We start from the raw sequence: 23,063 nt of genomic DNA on the forward strand, positions 1-23,063 counted from the left end.
GATACGACTGTGAGCTTAGAACAGGGTTCAACCTTCGTCCGGGCGATATATGCATTTCTGTGCAGCGAGTATCCTGACCCGGATTCCGGGGCACTCAAGAAGGATTTTCATGCTCAAGACCCTCGCGGTGGCCAATTACCGCTCGATCAATAAATTGGTGATTCCGCTGGGCCGTCTGAACCTGATCACCGGCCCCAACGGCAGCGGCAAATCCAACCTGTACCGGGCGCTGCGGTTGCTCGCGGAAACCGCTCAGGGCGGCGTGGTCAATGCGCTGGCCCGTGAGGGCGGGCTCGACTCGACGTTCTGGGCCGGGCCGGAAACCATCAGCCGGCGCATGCGCAACGGCGAGGTGCCGATCCAGTCCACCGTGCGCCAGGGCGTCAAACGCCTGCGCCTGGGCTTTGCCGGGGAAGATTTCAGCTATTCGATCGCCCTGGGCTTGCCGGAGCCGAGCCTTTCGTTCTTTTCCCTCGACCCGGAAATCAAAAAGGAATGCATCTGGGCCGGGCCGCTTTATCGTCCGGCCAGTCTGCTAGTAGATCGCGACGGGCCGATGATCCGAGCCCGTGAAGGTCGTGGCTGGGATGTTCTGGCGCAATACACGCCGAACTTCGATAGCCTGTTCGATCAGGTCGGCAGCCTGCGCACCTCGCCGGAAGTTTTCCAGATGCGTGAGTTCATCCGCCGCTGGCGCTTCTACGACCACTTTCGCAGCGACGCCGACGCCCCGGTGCGCCAGCCGCAACTGGGCACGCGCACGCCGGTGCTGCACCACGACGGGCGCGATCTGGCAGCGGCGTTGCAGACCATCCGCGAGATCGGCGACCCCGAGGCGTTGCAGGCGGCGATCAGCGACGCCTTTCCCGGCGCACGGCTGAACATCGCACCGCTGGCGGGCGGCCGCTTTGCCATCGAGTTCTTTCAGGAAGGGTTGTTGCGGCCGTTGTCGGCAGCGGAACTGTCGGATGGCACGTTGCGTTATCTGCTGCTGGTCGCCGCGCTGCTGACGCCACGCCCGCCGTCGCTGATGGTGCTGAACGAACCGGAAACCAGCCTGCATCCGGATCTGCTGCCGGCGCTGGCGCGCCTGATCATCCGAGTGTCGGAGCAGTGTCAGGTGTGGGTGGTGTCCCACGCCCGGCGCTTGATTTCGGCGTTGCAGGAAGACCCGGAATGCAATTGCATCGTGCTGGAAAAGACCCTCGGCCAGACCGGGATCGTCGGGCAGAGGGTTCTGGATGAGCCTGCGTGGAATTGGCCTGATTAGCCTCACACTCTCGCTCCCACACCGTACCTGATCGTTCCCACGCTCTGCGTGGGAATGCCTCTGGGGACGCTCCGCGTCCAGTGACGCGGAGCGTCACGGGCTGCATTCCCACGCGGAGCGTGGGAACGATCAACGATCATCTACCAGGGAGTTAACCCTGCCACTTCCCGCCTTCGACAATCACGCTCTCAGGCTTGGTGTCATCACTCAGTTCTTTACGCACATATTGGTCATACAGCTTGAGCAGGTATTTCTCTTCCCCCAGCTTGGCCAACTCCGCGTTCACCCAATCGCGCAATTCGATGTTGCCCTTCTTAACCGCCGGCGCAATCGGCGCTTCGGCACCGAGTTTTTCATCCAGCACTCGGTAGCCCGGGTTCTGCTTGGCCCAGCTGAACAGCACCAGATTGTCCTGCGCGTAGGCATCGCCACGGCCGTTGGCCAGGGCTTGCAGGGACTCGGAGTTTTTCTCGAACTTCAGCAGTTTCCAGTCCGGATGGTTTTTGGTCAGCCAGATATCGGCGGTAGTGCCGGTGGTGACGATGGTGGTGCGGGTCGCCAGGTCATCCAGCTTCTTTACTTCGCTGCCCTGCGGCACCAGCGCCTGCACCGCGACCTTCAGGTTCGGGTTGGTGAATTCCACCGCTTCCTTGCGCTCCGGGGTCACGGTCATGTTGGCGAGGATCAGGTCGACCTTGTCGCTTTGCAGGAACGGAATGCGGCTCGCCGGCTCCACGGCCACGAACTCGACCTTGTTTTCATCGCCCAGCAGATCCTTGGCGAATTGACGGCCGATATCGGTATCGAAGCCGACGTAACGCCCCCCTTCGTTGACGAAACCGAACGGCGGCTTGTCGGTGAACACGCCGACGATCAGTTTGTCGCGGGCCTTGATCTTGTCCAGGTAACCGGCCGGCGCGGTGCTTTCGCTGGCGACTTTCGGCTTGGCCGGTTCTTCGGTCTTGTTGCAGCCGGCCAACAGCGCGAGGCTGATCAGCGGTAGTGCGAATAAGGCTTTGGCAGTTTTCATGGCAGTTCCAGTTCCTTGGTTTGAGACGTTGTGAGCGAAGTCGTTGAAGTCAGCGCTTCGACGTAGGAGAACTTCTCCAGGAACTGCTGCGCGCGTGCGGTTTGCGGGTTCGTAAAGAAAAGCTCGGGCGGGTTCTGCTCAAGGATGCGCCCGCCATCCATGAACACGATGCGATCGGCCACCGCGCGGGCGAAGGCCATTTCGTGGGTGACGATCAACAGGGTCATGCCTTCGCGGGCCAGGCCCTGAATCACTTCCAGCACTTCCTTGACCATCTCCGGATCAAGGGCGGCGGTGACTTCGTCGAAGAGCATGACCCGCGGGTTCATGCACAACGAGCGGACGATGGCGATGCGTTGCTGCTGGCCGCCGGAGAGCTGGCGCGGGAAGGCGTCGCGCTTGTCCGCCAGGCCCACGCGTTCGAGCAACGCTTCGGCTTGTTGCTGTGCTTCGCGGCGTTGGCGTTTCTGCACTTTCAGCGGGCCGAGCAGCAGGTTGTCGAGCACGCTCATGTGCGGAAACAGGTGATAACTCTGGAACACCATGCCGATCTGCTGACGCACTTCGCGCCAGTCGGTGGCCTTGTCCAGCAATTCACGGCCGGCGAACTTCAGGTGACCGCTGTGGGCGCTTTCCAGACCGTTGAGGCAGCGCAGCAAGGTGCTTTTGCCGCAGCCGCTGGGGCCGAGGATGACGATGACTTCGCCGGATTTCACTTGCAGGTCGATGCCCTTGAGCACCTGCTATTCGCCGAAGAATTTGTTGAAACCCTGAAACTCGATCAATGCGCTCATGCTTGCGTCCAGCGCCGCTCCAGCACGCGCGAAGCGGCCGACAGCGGGTAGCAGATAAAAAAGAAAAACAGAAACAGCGCGCCGTAGATCAGCACCGATTCGTAGGTGCGCTCGATGATCTGCTGACCGACCTTGATCACATCCACCACGCCAATCAGCACCGCCAGCGAACTGGTCTTGATGATCCGCGTGTAGACGTTGATGGTCGGAGGTGTCATGCGTTTCAGCGCCTGGGGCAGCAGCACATAGCCGTAGAGCTGCGCCGCGTTCAGCCCGATCGACAGCCCCGCTTCACGCTGCCCGCGCGGCAACGAATGCAACGCACCGCGCGCCACTTCGCCAACCTCGCTGGCGCCCCACAGCGACAGCACCAACACCGCACACCAGAAGCTCGGCAGGCTCAGACCGAAGAAAATCGGCAGGCCGAAAAACAGCAGGTACAACCAGACCAGCACCGGGATCGCCCGGAACAGCTCCAGATAGATCCGCAGCAGCGCGTTCAGCCACGTCACGTTGAGCGTGCGCAGCACGCCGTAGAGCACGCCGCCGACGGTGCTGATGGCGATACTGAGGAACGAGATCGACAGGGTTTGCCCGGCGCCTTTGGCCAGTTGCGGCAACGACACCCAGAGCAGTTCAAGACCCGAACTGGCCATGCTGGAGCCTCCTTTCCAGACGGCTCAACAGCAGCGACAGCGGCAGGAACAGCAGCACGCAGATCAGCGTCAGCACGGCGAGCATTTCGTAGGTCTTGTAGTAGAGCGCGATGTAGCTCTTGGTGGTGTAAAGAATTTCCGGCACCGCCACGGCCGAGACCACGGTGGTCTCCTTGAGCAGAAAAATGAAATTGGCGAACAGCGACGGCAGGCTGAGGATTCCCGCCTGCGGCAGGATCACGTAGCGCAGCAACTGGCCGTGGGACAAACCGATGGAGCGACCGGACTCAAGCTGCGCCTGGGGCACCGCATCGACGCCGGCGCGCAGCACTTCAGTGAGGTAGGCGCCGCCGAGAAACGTCATGGTGATGATCGCGGCGCTGAATCCCGAAACCTTGATTCCCAGGGCCGGCAACGCGAAGTAGACGAAGAACAGCTGGATCAGCAGCGGTGTGTTGCGCGCCAGCTCCACATACAGGCCGACCAGCTTTTGCAGGTAAGGCGTGCGGAATACCAGAATCGTCGCATTGAGCAACGCCACCAGCAGCGAGGTGCCAATGGCGATCAAACCGACCTGCAGCGTCACGCCCACGGCCTTGAGAAACGCCGGCAGGGTGCTGAGGATAAATGCGTAATCGAAGGTCATGAAACATCCTGACGCCGCTCGGTAAGCGACGGTGGTGCAGTCCATGGACAGCGGGTAACTGTCCGGCAGGCACCGACTTTAAAGGCATAAGAAGAAGAATTTAAATACCGTTAAAGCATATTGATATCACGCAAAAAACTATCCTGCGGGTTTGCCCCGACAGAATAAGAAGGCTATTTTTCCTTTCGCTGTAGGACGGATCTTTTTTTCATGAAAGCCCTCCAAGGACGAACAGCTTTTGGCCAGACTCCCCCGGCCAAACCCATAACAAGGAAGAGAACATGGACGTAAAAGTGCCGCAGCGACCGGACCCGCAGGATTTCGTGAAATGGCTGGTGGCTTTGCGCAGGGCGCTGAAAACCAGCGCTGCGTAGCCCCCACTTCGATCGTTCCCACGTCGAGGCGTCGAACTGTCCGCGTGGGAATGCAGCCCGGGACGCTCCGCGTCCCATCAAGAGCCGAACGCAGAGCGTCCGATGAGGCATTCCCACGCAGAGCGTGGGAACGATCATCGCAAACGCACACACAAAAACGCCGATGACCATCGCTGGTCATCGGCGTTTTTTTTCAACCTTGAAGGGGGTTGCTGTTGCGTCGGATCAGAACGCCGGCAGTACCGCGCCGTTGTACTTCTTCTCGATGAACGCTTTGACTTCAGGGCTGGTCAGGGCAGCGGCCAGTTTCTTGATGGCGTCGCTGTTCTTGTTGTCTTCACGGGCGACCAGGAAGTTCACGTAAGGCGAATCCGCGCCTTCGATCACCAGGGCGTCCTTGGTCGGGTTCAACTTGGCTTCCAGCGCGTAGTTGGTGTTGATCATGTCCAGGTCGACTTCTTTCAGAACACGCGGCAGCAGGGCCGACTCCAGTTCCTTGAACTTGAAGTTGTGCGGGTTCTTGGCGATGTCTTTCGGCGTGGCCAGGGCGTTCTTCGGATCTTTCAGTTCGATCAGGCCAGCCTTCTGCAGCAGGATCAGAGCGCGACCGCTGTTGCTGCCTTCGTTCGGAATGGCGATGGTAGCGCCGTCCGGCAGTTCAGCCAGGGTCTTGTACTTGCTCGAGTAGCCACCGAACGGTTCAACGTGCACGCCTTGCACGGTCACCAGGTACTTGGCCTTGTCGTCCTTGTATTTGCCGGCGTTGAAGCTGTCCAGGTAAGGCTTGGTCTGGAAGTAGTTGGCGTCCAGACGCTTCTCGCCAACCTGTACGTTCGGCTGTACGTAGTCGGTGAAGACCTTGATTTCCAGATCCACGCCTTCTTTGGCGAGGGTCGGCTTGATCAGCTCGAGGATCTCGGCGTGCGGCACCGGCGTCGCGGCCACCACCAGTTTCTCGCCGGCCTGGGCCAGGGAAGCAGTCAGAGCAGCCGCCAATGCGGTAAACAACAGAACCTTTTTCATGCAGTGTCCTTATCGAAAATCGGTCGTCATCGACGACGGCATTAATACGTGTGCCAGCGATGTGCTACTGCTGGCGTGAAGCGGACAATACCGGGATTTTTTATTCCCGGACAATAACGTTTATTCAGCTTCATATTCCATTTTGTTCATGTTGAACAAAATGGTTACAACGCCTCGCTCAGGCTCAACAGCAATTCTTTCAATGCCTTACGTTCGTCGACGGTGCCGTTGAGGCTCACGCTCGCCACCTGACGCTCGATCTGAACCTGCGGCCCAGACACCTCGGGCAGGTTCAGGTGCTCCGGCAGGATTTCGTCGCCGGTGCTCACCAGCAACGCAAAATGAATGACGTTTTCCAGCTCCCGAGTGTTGCCCGGCCAGCTGTGTTGCTCGAGCACCTGTTGCGCCGCTTCGCTGATCAAAGGCACCGGCAGATCCAGGCGCTGGCTGTAGATGCCGAGGAAGTACTCGGCCAACGACAGAATATCGCCGACCCGCGCACGCAATGCCGGCAGTTCCAGATGCCCTTCGCTGAGATAGTGATAAAGACGCTCGTGGAATTTCCCCGCCGCCACCGCTTGCGCCAGATCGATGCTGGTCGCGGCGACCAGCCGTACGTCCACCGGGCTCGGTTGATGCGCACCGACGCGGGTGACTTCGTGGTTTTCCAGGGCGGAAAGCAATTTGATCTGGATCGGCAGCGGCAGGTCGCCGATCTCGTCCAGGTACAAGGTGCCGCCGTTGGCCGAGCCGAACCAGCCGGCGCGACTGCTGGCCGATCCGCTGTAGCTGCCGGCGGCGTAGCCGAACAATTCGGCATCGGCGTAGGTCGGGCTGATGGCGCCGCAGTTGACCGAGACAAACAAGCCGCTGCGATCACTGGCACGGTGAATGTGGCGGGCGAGCAATTCCTTGCCGGTGCCGGTCTCGCCGCGAATCAACACCGAGATCGAGCGCGGTGCGAGTTGGGCCATTTCCTCGCGCAACTGGCGCGAGCGTGGATCGACGAACACCAGCGCCTTGGCGCGAATGCTCAGGGGACTTTTTTCCGCATCGGGAAAGGTCAGCAACGGCTGGCCGAAGGTTTCAAAACTCATGGCAGACTCCCGCCCCAAATCGCCGGGAGACGGGGGCGTTGAAAAAAAAGTGGTCAGGCACGGCGCCGGGCGTGGTGTTCCATGCGGTTTTGCAGGCGATACAGATAAGCGAATCCCTGCTCCCAGCGTTGATGCCCGGACTTCACGTTGATATGGCCGGCGCCCGCGAGAATCCCCGCCTCGGCGCCCCAGTTGCGCGCCAGTTCCAGCGCACGCGGCGCACTGACGGCGGCGTCGTTGTCGGAGCTGACGACCTGGCTCGGGAAGGGCAGCAGATCGGTCGGGATCGGCGCGAAATTGCGCAGCGCCGGCACGCAGGCCGGACGCTCGACATCCGCCGGCGCAACCAGCAGCGCCCCGCGCACCTGACGCAAGTGATGCAGCGGCGCGGTGGCCGCCCAGTGCGCCACGGTGATGCAACCCAGGCTGTGCGCGATCAGAATCACCGGCGAGCTGTCGGCGGCAATCGCCTCGGCCAGCGCCGCGACCCAGTCTTCACGACGCGGCGTCAGCCAGTCGGCCTGCTCCACCCGCGCGCTGTTGGGCAGGCTGTTCTGCCAGTGGGTTTGCCAATGATCTTCTGGCGATCCTTGCCAGCCCGGCACAATCAGATAACGGATTGATTCGTTGCGCATGGGGGAGCTCTCCTGCGTCGTGTCTGTTCCTGAACGAGTATAGGGACGGGATTTATATTCGTTAAGGAATAAGAAGCTATTTATTAATACCCGAAAAGAATATCAAGCATTGGGCAAAAAAAGGGGCCGCACCCTGCCAAGGAGACGGCCCCGGAAAAACGTGAAACCCTTATCGTGCAGTGATCACCGACAGCTTGGTGATGCCCGCCCGCTCAATCGAAGCCATGGCTCGCGCCACTTCGCCGTAATTCACCCCGTCGTCCGCCTGCAATTGCACGCGCACTTCCGGGTCCTTGGCCTTGGCCGATTTGAGGTTGAATTCCAGCAGATCCGGCTGGATTTCGTCCTTGTTGATAAACAGTTTTCCCGCACCGTCGATGCTCACCACCAACGGGTCTTTCTGCTCGACCGGCGCCACTGCTTCGGTCTTCGGCAGGTTGATCGGTATTGCGTTGGTCAAAAGCGGCGCGGTGACGATGAACACCACCAGCAGCACCAGCATCACGTCCACCAGCGGCGTCACATTGATCTCGCTCAGCACCTCGTCGCTGTCTTGCGTGGAGAAGGCCATATCAGGACGCCTCCTTCACTTTTGTTGCGTTGCCGTGGGCCGCAGCCTTGTGCGCGGTCGGGTGGATCAGCACGCGGAACGAGCTTTTTTGCGCCAGGCTGTAGAAGTCGTGGGCAAAGTCGTCCAGGTCCGCCGCCGTCAGTTTCAGACGACGCAAAAAGTAGTTGTAAACCAGCACCGCCGGCACCGCGACCGCGATCCCCACACCGGTGGCGACCAGAGCTGCACCGATGGGACCGGCGACCGTTTCCAGGCTCGCCGAACCCGCCGCGCTGATGCCTTTCAACGCTTCCATGATTCCCCACACCGTACCGAACAGACCAATGAACGGCGAGGTGCTGCCAATACTCGCGACCACTGCCAGACCGGTCTCCAGCGAACGACGCTCGCGGACGATCTGCTGGCGCAAGGCACGTTCGAGGCGATCTTGATGGTTGATCGCCTGGCTCAGGTCATTGGCCTGCGGCGCCTCGCCCACTTGTATCGCCGCATAACCGGCCTGTGCCACCCGCGCTGCCGCGCCGGGCTGGGTTTCGCTCAACTCGGCGGCGGAGTCCAGACTCGACGCCGCCCAGAAGCGCTTGTGAAATTTGCGGTCCTGCGCCTTCAACCGGCCGAACTGCACAGCCTTGAGCAATGCCAGGCCCCAAGTGGCGACAGAGAAGACCACCAGCAGCCAGATCACCGCGCTTTCGATGGATTCCAGTGGAGATGCCAGTAACGTCATGATGTGTTCCCTCGTGTAAACGTTTAGCGCGAAATTGGTTTCGGTTTAATGAATCTTGAAATCGATGGGTACGCTGACCCAGCCGTCCTGGGCGACATCACCCTGCTTGGCCGGCACGAAGCTCCAGCGCTTCACGGCGTCCAGCGCCGCGTCGTCGAGTTGTTGCCGGCCACTGCTTTTCTGAATCTGGATCTCGCCCGGTTTGCCGCTGGCCAACACGTGTACCCGCAGCAACACCGTGCCTTCCCAACCGCGACGCTGGGCCAGCGACGGATATTCCGGCGCCGGGTTCTTCAGGTACGCGGCGTTGGCCGAGGCCGGCGTCACCGGAGCAGGCGCTGGTGGTGCAGGTGGCGCGGGCGCGGCGACCGGGGCGGCCGGGGCGGCCGGTTGTGGCGGCGCCGGTGGTTGCTCGACGGCTTTTGGCGCTGGTTTCGGTACGGGTTTGGCGACCGGTTTCGGTTTGGCAATCGGCTTCGGCTTCGGTGGCGGCTTGGTTGCCAATTCGTCTTCCACCGGCGGCGGAGGCTCGACCACCGGTGCCGGTGGCGGCGGCACAACTACAGGTGGTGCCGGTGGCGCCGGGCGCGAAAACTCGATGGTCATCGGCGGAATTTCCGGCGGCACGATCGGCAGCGCCGGCGTCGGATGCTGGTTGATCCAGTAGATCACCGCGCCGTGCACCACCAGCGCCAGAACGCCGAGCAGAATCGTTTCGCGGCGGCTCAGAATGCCCTTGGGCGCGCGCTGCAAACGCAGCTGCCCCAACGGCACGCGATGGGGCCGGCCGAGATCGACCAACTCGCCGCTCGGCGCCTGGCGCCACAGCACCTCCTGTGCGCTGGCGGCGGTCTGGACATTGCCCATTGATTTACTCCCTGCGGTCTCTTTGCGTTTTTTCGCGTAGCCGATTCGCCGCTTGTTGAATCCCCCACGGCGTGATCGATGGGTCAATCATTGGGCTAGACGCTTATCTCCGAAAGTAATCTTTCATGTTATGAATAGACGTTTATGGAATATATGAAACGGTCATTTCCGCCAAAGCCACGGCCTGCAAGGCTTCCAGCGATTCGCCAAAATCGACATGCTTTCCCGGCATAAAAAGTATTCATCCAAGGCATCGGGTTATCGGTGACCCGGGATTCAGTGACAACTAATTCCAAGGTGATAGTTGACAAACTTTTTAAAGGACAAACAAAAAGGCCGATGCATGTTTAATGCATCGGCCTTCGATTTGCGGAATTTCTTATTGCTTCAGAAACTCACCACCCAAGTTCACAACTTCACCATCGAAGTTCACGCGGGAGCCGGTAGCCCGGAGTTTTGCGTAGTTGTGATCAGGCGAAAACAGCGTCCAGGTCTGATACCCACTATTTCCGTTCTGAGCCAGTACCGCGATTGTAGTCGGGTTGCCGGTGCTGTTCTGGAAGTGGTAGTTCCCGTAACGGATGTCGTAATTCACGCCACCCTGGCTGAGGGTGCCGCTGAAGCTACCATTGGAATCATTACCGTCGGTGATAACCAGCTTGGCGCCAGAGTTGGCATTTACATAAGTGCCATTAATGCTCGACATAACGAGATTTCCTTTATCGTTGGATAAGTGTCTTCCGATGAGAGCAAGTTTCCTCCTGGAAACTCACGACACTCAGGATGGTTGGACATTCATTTATTGTCCACGCGACTTTTCAACGAAATTGCTATATGCACTATTCATGTCGCTCATAACTTATTTCGATTCGGAAGACTCTTAATAACTAACGACTGGCATTGGTTTGTTGCACACCAATGGCCGGCGCAATCACTGCCGTTTCCGAGCGCGGCGTTTCTGCCGGCACCCAGTCATAACTCACAGGAAGGGCCCGATAGACCCAGTTGCTGATCGCGTCGCTGCCCGGTGCCTTGCCCAAATAAGGGCTGACGTATTCCCAGACGTTTTCACCACTGGCCGTCACCTGGAAAAACCGCCCGTTCATGCCTTCATCGATCAGCGTATTGCCGTTGGGCAAGCGCCGCGCGCTGCTGATGAACGAGCTGTAAAACGCCCACCCCGGCTGCTTTGAATTGGCGGCGCTGTACTGCCAGACGATTTCATTTTTCACCGGGTCGATCTCCAGCACCCGCGAACCGGAAATCAGCCCCAGCGTGACGTTCGGGTAACCCGCCGAACCCTGGTTGTCGAACACCAGCAGATTGCCCGCGCCGGGCAGTCCGGCGGGGATGATGTGCGCGTCATGCTGACCGACGAACTGGTCTACCGGGCGCGGAATTTTCTGCGCGGTTTTCGGATTGGCCAACGGCAGATTCGGCCCCAGGCGCCAGACCACCTTGCCGCTGTGTTTGTCGATGATCGCGATGAAGTTCGCGTTGCGCGAATCGATCAGCAGGTTGTCCGGATTGAAGCGCTTGTCGCCGGCATCGAACCACTTGTTCGGCCCGACCAGGCTGAGGTTGTTGATGTGCAGGTAATCCGGATTTTCACTGGCGCGAACCAGCTTCAACTGCTCGGCGGTGAAGCCGAATTCGTTCAAGTGATCCGACGCCAGCCACTGCCATTTCACCTCGCCGGCGGGGCTGACTTCATAGATCACATCGTCGATCACCTCGGGCACCTTGAAGCCTTTGACCTTGTGCACCTTGTTCGCCAGCACCACGGTGTTGCCGTTGCTCAGGCGACGCTGATCGTGATGCTGTTGCGCCGCCCCACCGGGGGCCTTGTCGCCCCACTGCCAGACGACTTTGCCATTCCAGTCCAGCTCGCCGACGCTCTGATTGCCGAGGCCATTGCCAGCGGAACCGAGCTTGCCCGGATCCTTTTCGCTCAGTTGCAACAACACATGGCCACGCTCGCCACCGACCAGTTGCGGGTCGATGATCGCCGACGGGAAACCCGACTGCGGCCAGCTCTTCACCTCGTTGCCGTTCATGTCGATCAGGTGCGTCTGCTTGTCGGCACCGCTGAAGATCACATACTGATTGAAGGCCTTGGCCGGGTCGTATCGGGTGACGCCGGTGGGATAAACGCTCGGCGCGGCGAGCGCCCCGGCACTGAGCACTGCGCCGGACAACAACACCGGTAAAGCGGTTTTGATGCGCAACATGATGCAGCTCCTTGAAGGATCGATCAGAAGTCGTAGCGACCGGTGACGCCGAGGGTGCGCGGCGTACCGAGCAGGCCTTCATAGCCTCCGTTGCCGCCGGTCCACAGGGTTGTGTAGTAGGTTTTGTCGAAGGCGTTTTTCAGCCACAGCGAGACGTCCCACTGACCCTGATTGAAATCGCCGCGCAGGCCGGTGGAGAGATTGACCACCGCGTAACTCGGGATCTGGCCGTAGTCGGAATCTTCGACCGTGCCCACCGCTTTGGAGCGGAACGCGTAGCTGCCGGTGACGTAAGGTTGCAGACCGTTATCCAGATTCCATTCGTACTTGCCGTTGGCGTTGCCGATCCATTTCGAGGCGCCGACCACCTGATGGCCGCTGAGGTCGCACGAGGCCGGAGCACCCGGTGCCTGGCTGACTTCAGGCGGGCACGGCGCGTCCTTGTAGGAGAGATAGCTGACGTCGTTGTACGAGCCGTTGAAGTTCAGCGTCAGGCCGCGCAGCGGGATCAAGGTGCTTTCGAATTCCACCCCGCGCGAGCGCACCGAGCCGGCGTTGGTCAGGTATTGCACACGGTTGACGTCGTCGTAGGCGTTGGTCTGGTAAGCGTTGACCTGAGTCCAGAACACGTTGGCGTTGAGCTGCAAACGGCGATCCCACAGCGTGCTCTTGAAGCCGAGTTCAGCGTTGTTGGCGCGCTCGGTGCCGATCAGCAGCGAGTCGGCGCCAGCGGTCGGGGCCGAGCCGACCACGAGGTTGACCCCACCGGATTTTTCGCCGTGAGACAAAGTGGCGTAGCCGAGCAGGTCATCGGTGAAGCGATAGCTGAGGTTGAGCAATCCGGACGGGCTGGAGCTGTACTGATTCAGGTCGCCGGAATCGTAGGCACCGGTGCGGCCGCGTCGCGCAGTGGCTGCGGCACCCGTGACAGCGGCGCCACCGACCGGCGCGTCACGATTGACCCAGGCGTTCTTCTCTTCATAGGTGCCACGCACCCCGGCGGTGAAATCCAGTCGCGGTGTCAGGTGCCAGGTGCCTTGGGCGAACAGCGCGAAGCTGTCGGTCTTGATGTGGCCACGACCGACGCTGTTGACGTTGGCCAGCGCACCCCGTGGCGTGCCGTTCCAGATGTCTGCCTGCGGGCCGTAATAGGCGAAGGATTTGTTGTCCAGATCCGAGCCGAAGTAATAAGCACCGAGGACGTAATCGAAGAACTCGCCCTTGGGCGACGCCAGACGAAATTCCTGGGAATACTGTTTGTCCTCCACCGACACCCCGGCGTTGTAGGTGGCCGGCACATTGAGGCCATCGTCGTTGCGCGGGGTGAAATTCCAGAAGCGGTAGGAGCTGACCGAGGTCAGGGTGAAGTCGCTCGGCAGGGTCCAGTTGGCCTCCACCGATGTGCCGCCCTGATGCACGGTGACGTGCTGGTCGTTGTCCAGATTGACCTTGCGGTGCGAGCCGTTGACCAGTGTCGCGCCGGCAGCGGCGGCGCGGGCCGAGTAGAGATTGACGCCATTGATGGTCGGCCCGGTGTTGTACAGCACGCGGGTGCCGGCGCTGGAATCCTCTTCGTTGTAGTCACCGATCCAGCGCAGGTTGAAATTCTCGTTGGGCTTGAACAGCAGTTGCGCCCGGAAGCCGTCGCGGGAGCCGCCGTTCAGATCATGGCCGTTGAATTCGTTCTTGATGTCACCGTCGCTGCGGGTGCGATAGGCAGAGATGCGTCCGGCCAACTGATCGTTGAGCGGCCCGGAAAGCGTGCCCTTGGTCTGGAAATAACCGTCCTCGCCGACCGACGTTTCGATGCTGCGCTCCGGGGTGAAACTCGGCGCGCGGGTGCTGATGTTGATCACGCCGGCGGTGGTGTTCTTGCCGAACAACGTCCCCTGCGGCCCGCGCAGGACTTCCAGCTGCTCGATGTCCATCAGATCGAACACCGCCATCCCCGGGCGACCCAGATAAACGTTGTCGATGTACAGCCCGACGCTGCCTTCCAGACCATCGCTGGCCGGGTTGTTGCCCAGGCCCCGGATCGACACGCTGGACTGGCGCGCATGCATGTAGGCGACGTTGACGCTGGGCACCAGTTGCTGCAGATCCTGAATCCGGTAGACCCGCTGCGTCTCCAGAGTCTGGCCGCTGACCACGCTCATGGGTGTCGGCACGTCCTGAGAACTTTCTTCGCGACGGCGGGTGGTGACGGTCACGGTTTCCAGTTGCGAAGTGGCGGTCGCGGTCTTGCCTGCCGGTGCCGGCACAGGGGTTTCCGTTTCCGCAGCGTAGCCGTGGGTCCAGCTGGCACTCCCCGCCAGCAACAGGGCCAGAGGCAGGCGTTTGAGCCGTCGTGGCGGCGGCGGTGAAGCGAGGTTCAACGGACTCATGGGGCTGCTCCTGGTCAAAAAACACGCAGACATCTTCCGTGCCGCATATTCTTTTAAGTTATTTATTTATGTTTTTACAAAGATTTACTGCATAAGAGATTGCCTTTATAAGGAGTCGACCTAATGCATATCCAATGCATTTCCCGGATATTTTTTATGTGAAAAATGCATATCGACTTGCGCCAGCTCAGACACTTCATCGCCCTTGCCGAACAACGCAGCTTCGTCGCCGGCGCGCAGGCGGTGAACCTGTCGCAGTCGGCGTTCAGCCGCAGCATTCAGGCGCTGGAGCACAGCGTCGGTTGCCAGTTGGTGGATCGCGGACGCAAGGAATTACCGCCGACCAAACAGGGCCAGGTGCTGCTTGAACATGCGCGGCGGCTGGTCAGCGGTGCGCAGCAGATGGCCAACGAGATCAGCCAGTTCAACGGGCTGGAGGCCGGAGAGTTACGCTTCGGTTGCGGCCCGGCGCCGGCGGCGGGATTAATCCCGCGAGCGATCGGCAGCTTCATCGGCCGCTACCCGAAAGCGCGGGTGCATTACCAGGTCGATGACTGGCAGAGCCTGAGCAAAAGACTGCTGAGCGAGGAGTTCGAATTCTTCGTTGCCGATACTCGGCACTTCGAGGCAGATCCGGATTATCTGACCCACCGGTTGCGACCGCGCAAATGGCATTTCTGCTGCCGCGCCGGGCATCCGCTGGCCGCATCGGATCGGGTCACGGCCGAGCAATTGATGAGTTATCCACTGGCCGTCAGCATTCGTCCGCCAAACCTGCGCAAGGTCATCGTCGACCTCAGTGGCCGCCCGGATTTCGTCCCGAACGTAGAGTGCGAGAACAGCGCCAGCCTGCTCGGCGTGGTGCTGCGCTCCGATGCGATCGGCATCGTCGGTGCCTATTCGGATGCACTGCATCAAGCCCGGGGTGAGCTGGTGTGCTTGAAGGTCGAAGGGTTGGCGGATGATCTGGAGGAGCTTTACACCCGTTATGGAATCGTCAGCCGCGCCGGATATCGGTTGTCACCGTTGGCCGAGGCGATGATCGAGCAGATCAAGGCGATTGATGCGGTGGATGAAGAAGTGTGTTCACTGGCGAACCTCGCCGTCTGAGCCCATGCGTTTCATGCATGGCAAGCATTCCCCGAATGCACTTGCCGAACACCCTCGCCGAAAGCGAAAAACCTCGCCTGTCTTCCTGACTGGTGAACCCCATGTCCAACCCGCAAAACCCCGTGCGCAACGTGCTGTACATCATGTGCGATCAACTGCGCCGCGATTACCTGTCCTGCTACGGCCACCCGCACCTGCACACGCCAAACATCGATCGCCTGGCTGCGGCCGGCGTGCGCTTTAGCCGTGCCTACACCCAAGGCACGATTTGCGGACCGTCGCGGATGTCGGCCTACACCGGGCGCTATGTCAGCAGCCACCAAGTGGCGTGGAACGCCGTGCCGCTGCCGCTGGAAGAGTTGACCATCGGCGACTACCTGCGCCCCCACGGTATTCGTACCGCGCTGGTCGGCAAGACCCACGCCACGGCCAACGTGGATGCCTTGCAGCGGCTGGCGATCAACCCTGAAAGCGCCCAGGCCGAAGTGCTGAACGAAGTCGGCTTCGAGCCGTACTTTCGTCACGACGGCATCTTTCCCGACGACCCGCTGTTCGATGACAAACGCGAATCCGCGCCATACACCCACTACCTGCGCGCGCAGGGTTTCGAAGGGCGTAACCCCTGGCATGACTGGGCCAACGCGGCCGAAGGGGACAACGGAGAAATCCTCAGCGGCTGGAAAATGCGCAATGCCCATTTGCCGGCGCGAATTCCCGAGCAACATTCAGAGACTGTCTACACTACAAATCGAGCCATCGACTTCATCGGTGAGCAAGGTGAAAAACCGTGGTTTTTACACCTGTCCTATATCAAACCCCACTGGCCCTACATCGTACCGGCGCCGTACCACACTTTGTACAGTACGAAATCGATTCTCGAACCGGTACGTAATGCCTCTCCAAGCGACCACCCGGTCTATCAGGCCTTTCGCCAGCATGAGGAAAGCCTGAATTTCTCCAAAGATCTGGTACGACTGAACGTGATCCCGACGTACATGGGCCTGGTCAAACAGGTCGATGATCAGTTGGGGCGGCTGTTCGATTTCCTGCAAAGCAACGGCCGCTGGGAGGACACGCTGATCGTGTTCACCAGCGATCACGGCGACTTCCTGGGCGATCACTGGCTGGGTGAGAAGGAGTTTTTGCTGGAGCAGGCGGTGGGCGTTCCATTGATCGTGCGCGACCCGCGTGCGGCGGCGGACATCACACGGGGCACGGTGGACGAACGCCTGGCGGAAACCATCGACGGCGTGCCGACCTTTCTCGAAGCGCTGGGCGTGACGGGCGCCGAGCATCGCCTGGAAGGTCGCTCGCTGATTCCGCTGCTGCACGGTGAAAACCCCGACTGGCGCCGCTATGCGATCAGCGAATACGACTACGCCTTCCAGGCCCCGGCACGGGAGCGACTGGGCCAGCCGATCGACCGTTGCCGCATGACCATGGTGCGCAGCGAGCGCTGGAAATACCTGGCGTATGACGGCTTCCGGCCGCAGCTTTTCGATCTGTTGAATGACCCGCAGGAGCTGCAGGATCTGGGCGCGGACCCGGCGTATGCGGCGGTGCGCGAGGAGCATGCGGGGTATCTGTTCGAATGGGTGCGCGGGTTGAAGCGGCGCACGACCATCAGTCATCAGGAGATTGATTTGCGCGGGCAGCGGTTTCGTTATGGGGAGCCGGAGACCGAGAAGATGGTGCAGATCGGCGTTTGGTGACAGTGATCGCTCCCCCCGCCGAGGTGCTGATCGTTCCCACGCTCCGCGTGGGAACGCCTCAATGGACGCTCTGCGTCCGCTTTGGGACGCGGAGCGTCCCGGGCTGCATTCCCACGCAGAGCGTGGGAACGATCATTCAAACGCCGACGATTTCAGCGCCTTTGATGGTCTGGCTACGCTGCCCATTCGCCCCGACCGGCACTTCACCCTTGAGCGTCACCCGACGCACCACACGATCCTGAGTGCCGTAATCATCAATCGCGTAATGCTGGGTCGAGCGGTTATCCCAGATCGCCACGTCACCGGCCTTCCAGCGCCAGCGCACGACGTTCTCCTGACGGATCACATGACTTTGCAGCAAGCCGAACAGGTGCGCCGAATCGGCTTGGGAATAGCCCTTGATGCGTTTGACGAAATGCCCCAGCAGCAAGCTCTTTTCGCCGCTGATCGGGTGTACACGAACCACCGGATGTTCAGTCTCATAAACGGTCGAGGTGAAGATCTTGCGATAGCGCTCGAGCTTCTCCGCCGACACGTCCGGCTTCACGGCGGCGTAGTCGTATTCGTTGCTGTGCACGGCCACCAGTTTGTCTGCCAGCTCACGCAATTCAGTCGGCAGTTCGTTGTACGCGGTCGCGGTGTTCGCCCAGAGGGTGTCGCCGCCGAACGCCGGGGCCACCACCGAGCGCAGGATCGAGGCTTTCGGGTAGGCATCGACGAAGGTCACGTCGGTGTGCCACGAGTTGGCGCGCTGCCCTTCGGCGCCGTCCAGTTCCAGCAGGTAACGGGTACCCTCGCGGGACGGCGCGGTCGGATGCGCCACGGGCTCGCCGAGCAGGTGCGCAAAGGCTTCCTGACGTTGATCGTCGAGCTGGGTCTGCTCACGGAAGAACACCACCTTGTACTGGATCAGCGCCTGTTGAATGGCTTCAACCGTCGCGGCATCCAGCTCACCGGACAGCTGCACGCCACGGATTTCGGCGCCGATACGGCCGGCCACCGGATGAATGTCCAGCGTGTGGACAGCGGGTTTTACAGCGAGTGCGGCATTGCTCATGGGTAGACCCTCATCGACTGCTTGCGGTTGGACGGCAGCGAAACAACGCTCTATCTATATTCCATTTACATCTAATAGATATTCACATGCTTCGTTGACGGAATAAGAGCTTGCATTTAAAACCTCAAGCAACCTCGTCGCAAATGCCTTCGAGCTATTTTTAGGATGCCGGAAAAGCATATGGATCTTCGCCAGTTGCGCTACTTCATCGCCCTCAACGAACACCGCAGTTTTGTCCGCGCGGCCGACGCCATGGGCATCACTCAACCGGCGTTCAGCCGCAGCATTCAAGGGCTGGAGCAGGAGTTCGGCTGCGTGCTGGTGGATCGCGGCAACAAGGATCTGCGCCCCACGCCCGAAGGCCAGGTGGTGCTGCAACACGCCCTGACCCTGGTGCAAGGCGCGGCGTTGCTCAGCGCCGAGGTGACGCAGATGACCAAGCTCGACGCCGGCGAACTGCACTTCGGTTGCGGCCCGGCGCCAGCGGTGAAACTGGTGCCGGACGCGGTGGCGCAATTCATCAATGCACACCCGAAAGTGCGCACCTGTTTTCAGGTGGATAACTGGGAAAAACTCAGCCGCGCCCTGAGCCGCGAAGAGATCGAATTCTTCATTGCCGACATCCGCCATTTCGAGTCCGACCCGAACTTCCAGACCCAGCCGCTGACGCCCAAGCGCGGGGTGTTCTTCTGCCGGCCGGGGCATCCGCTGCTGGCCAAGGAAAGCCTGTCGACCAACGACATGTTCGATTATCCGCTGGCGACCACGCTGATCCCGCCGGGCATTCGCAAACTGCTGGCGAATCTCAGCGGACGGATCGACTTTTCGCCGACCATCGAGACCGAGCACTTTCCGGCGCTGGTGAAAGTGGTGCTGCAATCCAACGCGATCGGCGTCGGTACTGAAGAGGCGTTTGTCGAGGACATTGCCCAGGGCTCGCTGGCGCTGCTGCACTGGCGCAATCTGCCGCAGAACCTGGAGAGCATGAATGCGCGGTGCGGGATCGTCAGCCGCACGGGATTCCGGCTTTCACCGGCGGCGCGGGCGATGATCGAGACGTTGGTGGCGGTGGATAAACAGGCGATCAGCGTCGCGGTTTGAGGGTCATTCCCACGCTCTGCGCGGGAATGACCGCATGACTCAGAGCTTCGCAGCCGCCAGCTCAGGCGCGACCCACTCGTTCACCTTGAACGGCTTGCGGATCAGCTTCTGCTGCGCAGCCAGATCCACCTTGCCCTGCAGGTTCTGAAGGAACAGCGGATCCAGTGTCGAAGGGAACACTTCGCTCAGGTTCTGATCCTTCAGATCCTGGGTCAGGATCACCGGCGGATAGCTCGCCAGCCCCGAGACGAGTTGCACATAGGCGTCCTTGTTGCTGTCTTGCGTCAACCAATCCACCGCCTGCTGCTGCGCCTTGAGCAGTTTTGCCACGGCTTCCGGATGCCCATCGACAAACTTGCCAGTCCCCACCAGCACCGACTGCACACTGCCGGCGCCACCGAGATCCTTGGTATTCAGAGGCAACTCGGCCAGGCCTTTGGCCTGCAACGCGGTCAGCCCGGAGCTGCCCCATGACGCATCGATCTGCTTCGCCGCAAGCGCCGCTACCGCTGCGTTGAAATCGAGGTTGATCACCTTCACGTCCTTCTCGCTCAGGCCCACGCTGGCCAGCGCCGCATCGAACGACAACTGGGTCGCAGTGCCGCGGAAGATTGCCACGCGCTTGCCTTTGAGATCCTGCAGCGTCTTGATCCCCGAACCCGGCACGACGCCGAGGTATTGCTTCACACCCCGGGCGCTGGCGCTGAGCAGGCGCGTATCCAGACCGTTGGACTTGCCGATGATGGCCGCCAGATCTCCGAGATAGGCCAGATCCACTTGGCCATTGGCGAACGCTTCGTTGATCACCGGTCCAGCGCCCTTGAAGAAGCTCCACTGAATCTTGATGCCTTGATCGGCGAAGGCCTTTTCGAAGATCTGCTGATCGCGCAGCACGTCCACGATGCCCCCGCCGCTGTGCTGGGTACCGGCGCTCAGATCAGGCACGGCAATCCTGATTTCCTTGAGCTCGTCGGCCTGGGCAGAGAACGCCAGCAGCCCCGCCAGCGCCGGCGCGGCAAACAGACTGATGACACGTTTGAAGGGAAGGTTCATGGGTGCGGCTCCTGATCACGGCGGGCATTGAGGAGCCGAAAGTAGGCACATTCCGTATCAACGTTTAAATACTTAAAAAGCACATTTTTATAGCTTTAAACGCTAAGCCAGAGTCCACAGGGCCTGTAGATCGATATGCATGCAGAGCATCGAAAATATTCTCCGAATGCATTGGATGCGCATGGGCTGGAGGCCTTAAATGGTCTGGCTTATCTCCCAATAGCATTGAATTGAATTTTTATATATCAAATTTGCATACCGCACTTCCATGAAGGCAGGCCTGCCTGCAACCCGACAACGGAGGTCACCATGGCCCGACAATCCCTGCTCAGCCTGCCGCTACCCGCACCACCGCTGAAAGCACTGCGCTCATGGCCAAGCCTTGGCCAGCGTGTGCTGCCGTGGCTGCTGCCCCTCTCCCTGTTCGCCCTGTGGTGGCTGGCGGCGCGCAATCAATGGATGAGCGAACAGATCCTGCCCGCGCCGTCACTGGTGTGGAGCAGCGCGATCGAATTGTCCCAGGGCGAGTTGTGGAGTCATTTGTGGATCAGCCTGCAACGGTTGTTCTGGGGACTGCTGGCGGGTGTTAGCGCCGGCGCAGTGCTCGGTGCGGCGCTGGGCTTCAGCCGTCGCCTCGAACGTCTGATCTTCCCGACGTTCGCCGGCCTGGCCCAGGTGCCGACGCTGGCGTGGATTCCGTTGTTCATGGTGTTTTTCGGCATCGGCGAAACGCTGAAACTGGTGGTGCTGGTCAAGGCCATCGTGGTTCCGGTGACCTTGCATACGCTGGTCGGCGTGCGCGATGCGCAACCCAAGCTGCGCGAAGCCGCCGCTGTTTTACGTTTGCCTCCACGACTGTTGATCCGCCGACTGGTGCTGCCCGCCGCGCTGCCAGCGTTCATGGCCGGCGTACGCCTGGCACTGGCCGCTGGCTGGACTTCGTTGCTCGCCGTCGAGCTGCTGGCCTCCAGCGAAGGCATCGGTTACCTGATGGTCTGGGCGCGACAGCTGTTCATGCTCGACATCGTCTTCGTGTGCATCGTGGTGATCGGCCTGATCGGCGTGGCGATGGATCGCGGCATCGGTCTGCTGGACAGAAAACTGGTGCACTGGCCGCACCCGGCCACGGCGGAAATTCGTCGCGGCCCACGCTACGAAGGCTGGCAGCGCGTGCAGCCATGGCTGCTGCCACTGGCGCTGTTTGCGTTGTGGCAATTGGCGGTCGACCAGCAATGGATCGATGCCAACATTCTGGTCAGCCCGTGGGTGGTGCTTGAGGCGACGAAAAACGGATTGCTCGACGGCACGTTGATCTCCGGCATGGCCCTGAGCCTGGGCCGCACCCTCGGCGGCTTGCTGATTGGCGGCGGCCTCGGCCTCGTGCTGGGTTTGTTGCTGGGTCTGTCGCGCACCAGCGAACGCGTGCTCGGCCCGACCCTCGCCGCCCTGCGCCAGATCGCGATTTTCGCCTGGGTGCCGCTGCTCACCGCGTGGTTCGGTCTGGGTGAACTGGCGAAATGGGTGTTCGTCGCCCTCGCCGCTTTCTTTCCGTTGTTTGTCGCAACTCAACGCAGCGTCGCCAACCTCTCACCGCAACTCAACGAAGCCGCGCAAGTGCTGCGCCTGAGCCTCACTCAGCGCCTGCGCCGACTGGTCCTGCCGGGCGCCGCGCCGGGGATTTTCGCCGGCCTGCGCCTGAGCCTGATCTACGCCTGGCTCGGCACCATCGGCGCCGAATATTTCATGCCGTCCAACGGCGGCATCGGCAGCCAGATGATCGGCGCCCAACAACTGCTGCGCATGGACCTGATCATGGCCGGGATGCTGCTGGTCGGCCTCACCGGCGCCCTGCTCAACCTCATTGGCCAACGCCTGGAAATCCGCGCCACCCGCTGGAGACACGCATGAACGCACCGATTGTCAGCTTCAACCATGTAGGCAAATCTTTTGACGTCGACGGTTTCGAACTGGAGGCGATTCGCGAATTCAACCTCGACATCGCCGAGGGCGAATTCGTCGCCATCGTCGGCTCCAGCGGCTGCGGCAAATCCACCTTGCTGCGTTTGCTGGTGGGCCTCGATACGCAGTTTCGCGGGCAGATCAGCGTCGACGGCAAAGCCGTCAGCGGTATCGGCGGCGAGCGCGGCATCGTGTTTCAGGAGCACCGTTTGTTCCCATGGCTGACGGTGGCCGACAACATCGGCCTGGGCCTGGTCAACGAGCCGCTGGCTGCCTCCGAGAAGCAGCAACGCATCAACGATTTCATCGAGCTGGTGGGCCTGCGCGACTTCACCCGCGCCTACCCGCATCAACTCTCCGGCGGCATGGCCCAGCGCGTGGCGATTGCTCGCGGTCTGGTGGCCAGCCCACGAATCCTGCTGCTCGACGAACCCTTCGGTGCCCTCGACGCGCTCACCCGCCAGCAGATGCAGGACGAGCTGCTGGCGATTCGCGAGCGGGCAAAGATCACCACGATTCTGGTCACCCACGATGTCGAGGAAGCGATCTTCCTCGCCGACCGCGTGGTAGTCATGGAACCGCGCCCCGGCCGGATCAAGCGGGTGGTGGACATCGCCCTGCCCCATCCGCGCCAGCGCAGCAGTTTCGACTTCCATCAGCTGCGCGAAGAACTGCTGCACGAGCTGACCAGTGACGATCATTACCAACCGAGCGCACCGGTACAGATCCGCGATCTGCCGCTGTCGTTCATTGCCTGCTGAACAGG

At 60.8% G+C, this 23,063-nt stretch carries 21 protein-coding genes; 6 read left to right on the plus strand and 15 right to left on the minus strand.

Annotated elements, in window-relative coordinates; translation table 11 throughout:
* Positions 1–109 precede the first annotated feature (109 nt).
* Positions 110–1,270, plus strand: a complete 1,161-nt coding sequence (locus tag CAF80_RS18925; RefSeq protein WP_085667646.1) for an AAA family ATPase — start codon at positions 110–112, stop codon at positions 1,268–1,270.
* 151 nt (positions 1,271–1,421) lie between these two features.
* Here CAF80_RS18925 and CAF80_RS18930 read toward each other — a convergent pair whose 3' ends face one another.
* The 13 genes from CAF80_RS18930 to CAF80_RS18990 form a co-directional block, all read right to left on the minus strand.
* Entirely contained in the window at positions 1,422–2,300 is an 879-nt protein-coding gene (locus CAF80_RS18930) for a transporter substrate-binding domain-containing protein (protein ID WP_085667645.1), read from the minus strand.
* On the minus strand, positions 2,297–3,040 hold the full coding sequence (locus CAF80_RS18935) for an amino acid ABC transporter ATP-binding protein (RefSeq protein WP_256578173.1): 744 nt from the start codon (positions 3,038–3,040) through the stop codon (positions 2,297–2,299). Before CAF80_RS18935 ends, CAF80_RS18930 begins: the two co-directional genes overlap by 4 nt.
* A gap of 50 nt (positions 3,041–3,090) precedes the next feature.
* A complete protein-coding gene (locus CAF80_RS18940) occupies positions 3,091–3,750 on the minus strand; it encodes an amino acid ABC transporter permease (protein WP_007952770.1) in 660 nt (219 codons plus the stop codon).
* Positions 3,731–4,396 carry an amino acid ABC transporter permease gene (locus CAF80_RS18945; RefSeq protein ID WP_074689410.1) on the minus strand — a complete coding sequence of 222 codons (666 nt, stop codon included), beginning with the start codon at positions 4,394–4,396 and terminating at the stop codon, positions 3,731–3,733. The genes CAF80_RS18940 and CAF80_RS18945 overlap by 20 nt, the downstream gene beginning before the upstream one ends.
* Positions 4,397–4,995: 599 nt before the next feature.
* A complete protein-coding gene (locus CAF80_RS18950) occupies positions 4,996–5,793 on the minus strand; it encodes a MetQ/NlpA family ABC transporter substrate-binding protein (protein ID WP_011331930.1) in 798 nt (265 codons plus the stop codon).
* Positions 5,794–5,957: 164 nt separating this feature from the next.
* Positions 5,958–6,890 (minus strand): sigma 54-interacting transcriptional regulator, encoded by a 933-nt coding sequence (locus tag CAF80_RS18955; RefSeq protein WP_039764514.1) that lies wholly within the window; start codon positions 6,888–6,890, stop codon positions 5,958–5,960.
* Positions 6,891–6,943: 53 nt separating this feature from the next.
* A complete protein-coding gene (locus tag CAF80_RS18960) occupies positions 6,944–7,525 on the minus strand; it encodes an alpha/beta hydrolase (RefSeq protein WP_007952774.1) in 582 nt (193 codons plus the stop codon).
* Between the two features lie 169 nt (positions 7,526–7,694).
* Positions 7,695–8,096: a biopolymer transporter ExbD gene (locus CAF80_RS18965; protein ID WP_003220570.1), complete on the minus strand. Its 402-nt coding sequence runs from the start codon at positions 8,094–8,096 to the stop codon at positions 7,695–7,697.
* A gap of 1 nt (position 8,097) precedes the next feature.
* Complete coding sequence (locus tag CAF80_RS18970; protein WP_085667644.1) at positions 8,098–8,823, minus strand: MotA/TolQ/ExbB proton channel family protein; 726 nt, start codon at positions 8,821–8,823, stop codon at positions 8,098–8,100.
* A gap of 45 nt (positions 8,824–8,868) precedes the next feature.
* On the minus strand, positions 8,869–9,690 hold the full coding sequence (locus CAF80_RS18975; protein ID WP_039764508.1) for an energy transducer TonB: 822 nt from the start codon (positions 9,688–9,690) through the stop codon (positions 8,869–8,871).
* Positions 9,691–10,069: 379 nt separating this feature from the next.
* Positions 10,070–10,396, minus strand: a complete 327-nt coding sequence (locus CAF80_RS18980) for a hypothetical protein (RefSeq protein WP_039764506.1) — start codon at positions 10,394–10,396, stop codon at positions 10,070–10,072.
* 181 nt (positions 10,397–10,577) lie between these two features.
* Positions 10,578–11,921 carry an aryl-sulfate sulfotransferase gene (locus tag CAF80_RS18985; protein WP_074689408.1) on the minus strand — a complete coding sequence of 448 codons (1,344 nt, stop codon included), beginning with the start codon at positions 11,919–11,921 and terminating at the stop codon, positions 10,578–10,580.
* Between the two features lie 23 nt (positions 11,922–11,944).
* Positions 11,945–14,305, minus strand: coding sequence for a TonB-dependent receptor (locus CAF80_RS18990; RefSeq protein ID WP_085647925.1), 2,361 nt, complete (start codon positions 14,303–14,305; stop codon positions 11,945–11,947).
* A gap of 165 nt (positions 14,306–14,470) precedes the next feature.
* On the opposite strand from CAF80_RS18990, the gene CAF80_RS18995 reads away from it, so the two are divergent.
* Positions 14,471–15,415 carry a LysR family transcriptional regulator gene (locus CAF80_RS18995; RefSeq protein WP_039764502.1) on the plus strand — a complete coding sequence of 315 codons (945 nt, stop codon included), beginning with the start codon at positions 14,471–14,473 and terminating at the stop codon, positions 15,413–15,415.
* A gap of 101 nt (positions 15,416–15,516) precedes the next feature.
* The gene (locus tag CAF80_RS19000) at positions 15,517–17,127 is read left to right on the plus strand and encodes an alkaline phosphatase family protein (RefSeq protein ID WP_085667643.1); all 1,611 of its coding nucleotides are present in this window, start codon (positions 15,517–15,519) and stop codon (positions 17,125–17,127) included.
* 136 nt (positions 17,128–17,263) lie between these two features.
* On the opposite strand, the gene CAF80_RS19005 is transcribed toward CAF80_RS19000, so the two are convergent.
* Positions 17,264–18,184 (minus strand): TauD/TfdA family dioxygenase, encoded by a 921-nt coding sequence (locus CAF80_RS19005; RefSeq protein WP_085667642.1) that lies wholly within the window; start codon positions 18,182–18,184, stop codon positions 17,264–17,266.
* Between the two features lie 180 nt (positions 18,185–18,364).
* Here CAF80_RS19005 and CAF80_RS19010 point away from each other — a divergent pair, with 180 nt between their 5' ends.
* Positions 18,365–19,285, plus strand: a complete 921-nt coding sequence (locus CAF80_RS19010) for a LysR family transcriptional regulator (RefSeq protein WP_041475105.1) — start codon at positions 18,365–18,367, stop codon at positions 19,283–19,285.
* 39 nt (positions 19,286–19,324) lie between these two features.
* On the opposite strand, the gene CAF80_RS19015 is transcribed toward CAF80_RS19010, so the two are convergent.
* Positions 19,325–20,338, minus strand: a complete 1,014-nt coding sequence (locus tag CAF80_RS19015) for an ABC transporter substrate-binding protein (protein ID WP_085667641.1) — start codon at positions 20,336–20,338, stop codon at positions 19,325–19,327.
* 309 nt (positions 20,339–20,647) lie between these two features.
* On the opposite strand from CAF80_RS19015, the gene CAF80_RS19020 reads away from it, so the two are divergent.
* Entirely contained in the window at positions 20,648–22,246 is a 1,599-nt protein-coding gene (locus CAF80_RS19020; protein ID WP_085667640.1) for an ABC transporter permease, read from the plus strand.
* On the plus strand, positions 22,243–23,058 hold the full coding sequence (locus CAF80_RS19025) for an ABC transporter ATP-binding protein (RefSeq protein WP_064592661.1): 816 nt from the start codon (positions 22,243–22,245) through the stop codon (positions 23,056–23,058). The genes CAF80_RS19020 and CAF80_RS19025 overlap by 4 nt, the downstream gene beginning before the upstream one ends.
* Positions 23,059–23,063: the final 5 nt, after the last annotated feature.

It is taken from the genome of Pseudomonas sp. B34(2017) (genome assembly GCF_002112915.1).
In the GTDB taxonomy this organism is placed as follows: Bacteria; Pseudomonadota; Gammaproteobacteria; order Pseudomonadales; family Pseudomonadaceae; genus Aquipseudomonas; species Aquipseudomonas pharyngis.

Bases quoted from the DNA above. Each gene is read 5' to 3' on its own strand.
- CAF80_RS18995 (WP_039764502.1), top strand. From the start codon at position 14,471: ATGCATATCGACTTGCGCCAGCTCAGACACTTCATCGCCCTTGCCGAA.
- CAF80_RS18965 (WP_003220570.1), bottom strand. From the start codon at position 8,096: ATGGCCTTCTCCACGCAAGACAGCGACGAGGTGCTGAGCGAGATCAAT.
- CAF80_RS19005 (WP_085667642.1), bottom strand. From the start codon at position 18,184: ATGAGCAATGCCGCACTCGCTGTAAAACCCGCTGTCCACACGCTGGAC.
- CAF80_RS19025 (WP_064592661.1), top strand. From the start codon at position 22,243: ATGAACGCACCGATTGTCAGCTTCAACCATGTAGGCAAATCTTTTGAC.
- CAF80_RS18950 (WP_011331930.1), bottom strand. From the start codon at position 5,793: ATGAAAAAGGTTCTGTTGTTTACCGCATTGGCGGCTGCTCTGACTGCT.
- CAF80_RS18925 (WP_085667646.1), top strand. From the start codon at position 110: ATGCTCAAGACCCTCGCGGTGGCCAATTACCGCTCGATCAATAAATTG.
- CAF80_RS18985 (WP_074689408.1), bottom strand. From the start codon at position 11,921: ATGTTGCGCATCAAAACCGCTTTACCGGTGTTGTTGTCCGGCGCAGTG.
- CAF80_RS18990 (WP_085647925.1), bottom strand. From the start codon at position 14,305: ATGAGTCCGTTGAACCTCGCTTCACCGCCGCCGCCACGACGGCTCAAA.
- CAF80_RS18955 (WP_039764514.1), bottom strand. From the start codon at position 6,890: ATGAGTTTTGAAACCTTCGGCCAGCCGTTGCTGACCTTTCCCGATGCG.
- CAF80_RS18970 (WP_085667644.1), bottom strand. From the start codon at position 8,823: ATGACGTTACTGGCATCTCCACTGGAATCCATCGAAAGCGCGGTGATC.
- CAF80_RS19010 (WP_041475105.1), top strand. From the start codon at position 18,365: ATGGATCTTCGCCAGTTGCGCTACTTCATCGCCCTCAACGAACACCGC.
- CAF80_RS18940 (WP_007952770.1), bottom strand. From the start codon at position 3,750: ATGGCCAGTTCGGGTCTTGAACTGCTCTGGGTGTCGTTGCCGCAACTG.
- CAF80_RS19020 (WP_085667640.1), top strand. From the start codon at position 20,648: ATGGCCCGACAATCCCTGCTCAGCCTGCCGCTACCCGCACCACCGCTG.
- CAF80_RS19015 (WP_085667641.1), bottom strand. From the start codon at position 20,338: ATGAACCTTCCCTTCAAACGTGTCATCAGTCTGTTTGCCGCGCCGGCG.
- CAF80_RS18960 (WP_007952774.1), bottom strand. From the start codon at position 7,525: ATGCGCAACGAATCAATCCGTTATCTGATTGTGCCGGGCTGGCAAGGA.
- CAF80_RS18930 (WP_085667645.1), bottom strand. From the start codon at position 2,300: ATGAAAACTGCCAAAGCCTTATTCGCACTACCGCTGATCAGCCTCGCG.
- CAF80_RS18975 (WP_039764508.1), bottom strand. From the start codon at position 9,690: ATGGGCAATGTCCAGACCGCCGCCAGCGCACAGGAGGTGCTGTGGCGC.
- CAF80_RS18980 (WP_039764506.1), bottom strand. From the start codon at position 10,396: ATGTCGAGCATTAATGGCACTTATGTAAATGCCAACTCTGGCGCCAAG.
- CAF80_RS18945 (WP_074689410.1), bottom strand. From the start codon at position 4,396: ATGACCTTCGATTACGCATTTATCCTCAGCACCCTGCCGGCGTTTCTC.
- CAF80_RS19000 (WP_085667643.1), top strand. From the start codon at position 15,517: ATGTCCAACCCGCAAAACCCCGTGCGCAACGTGCTGTACATCATGTGC.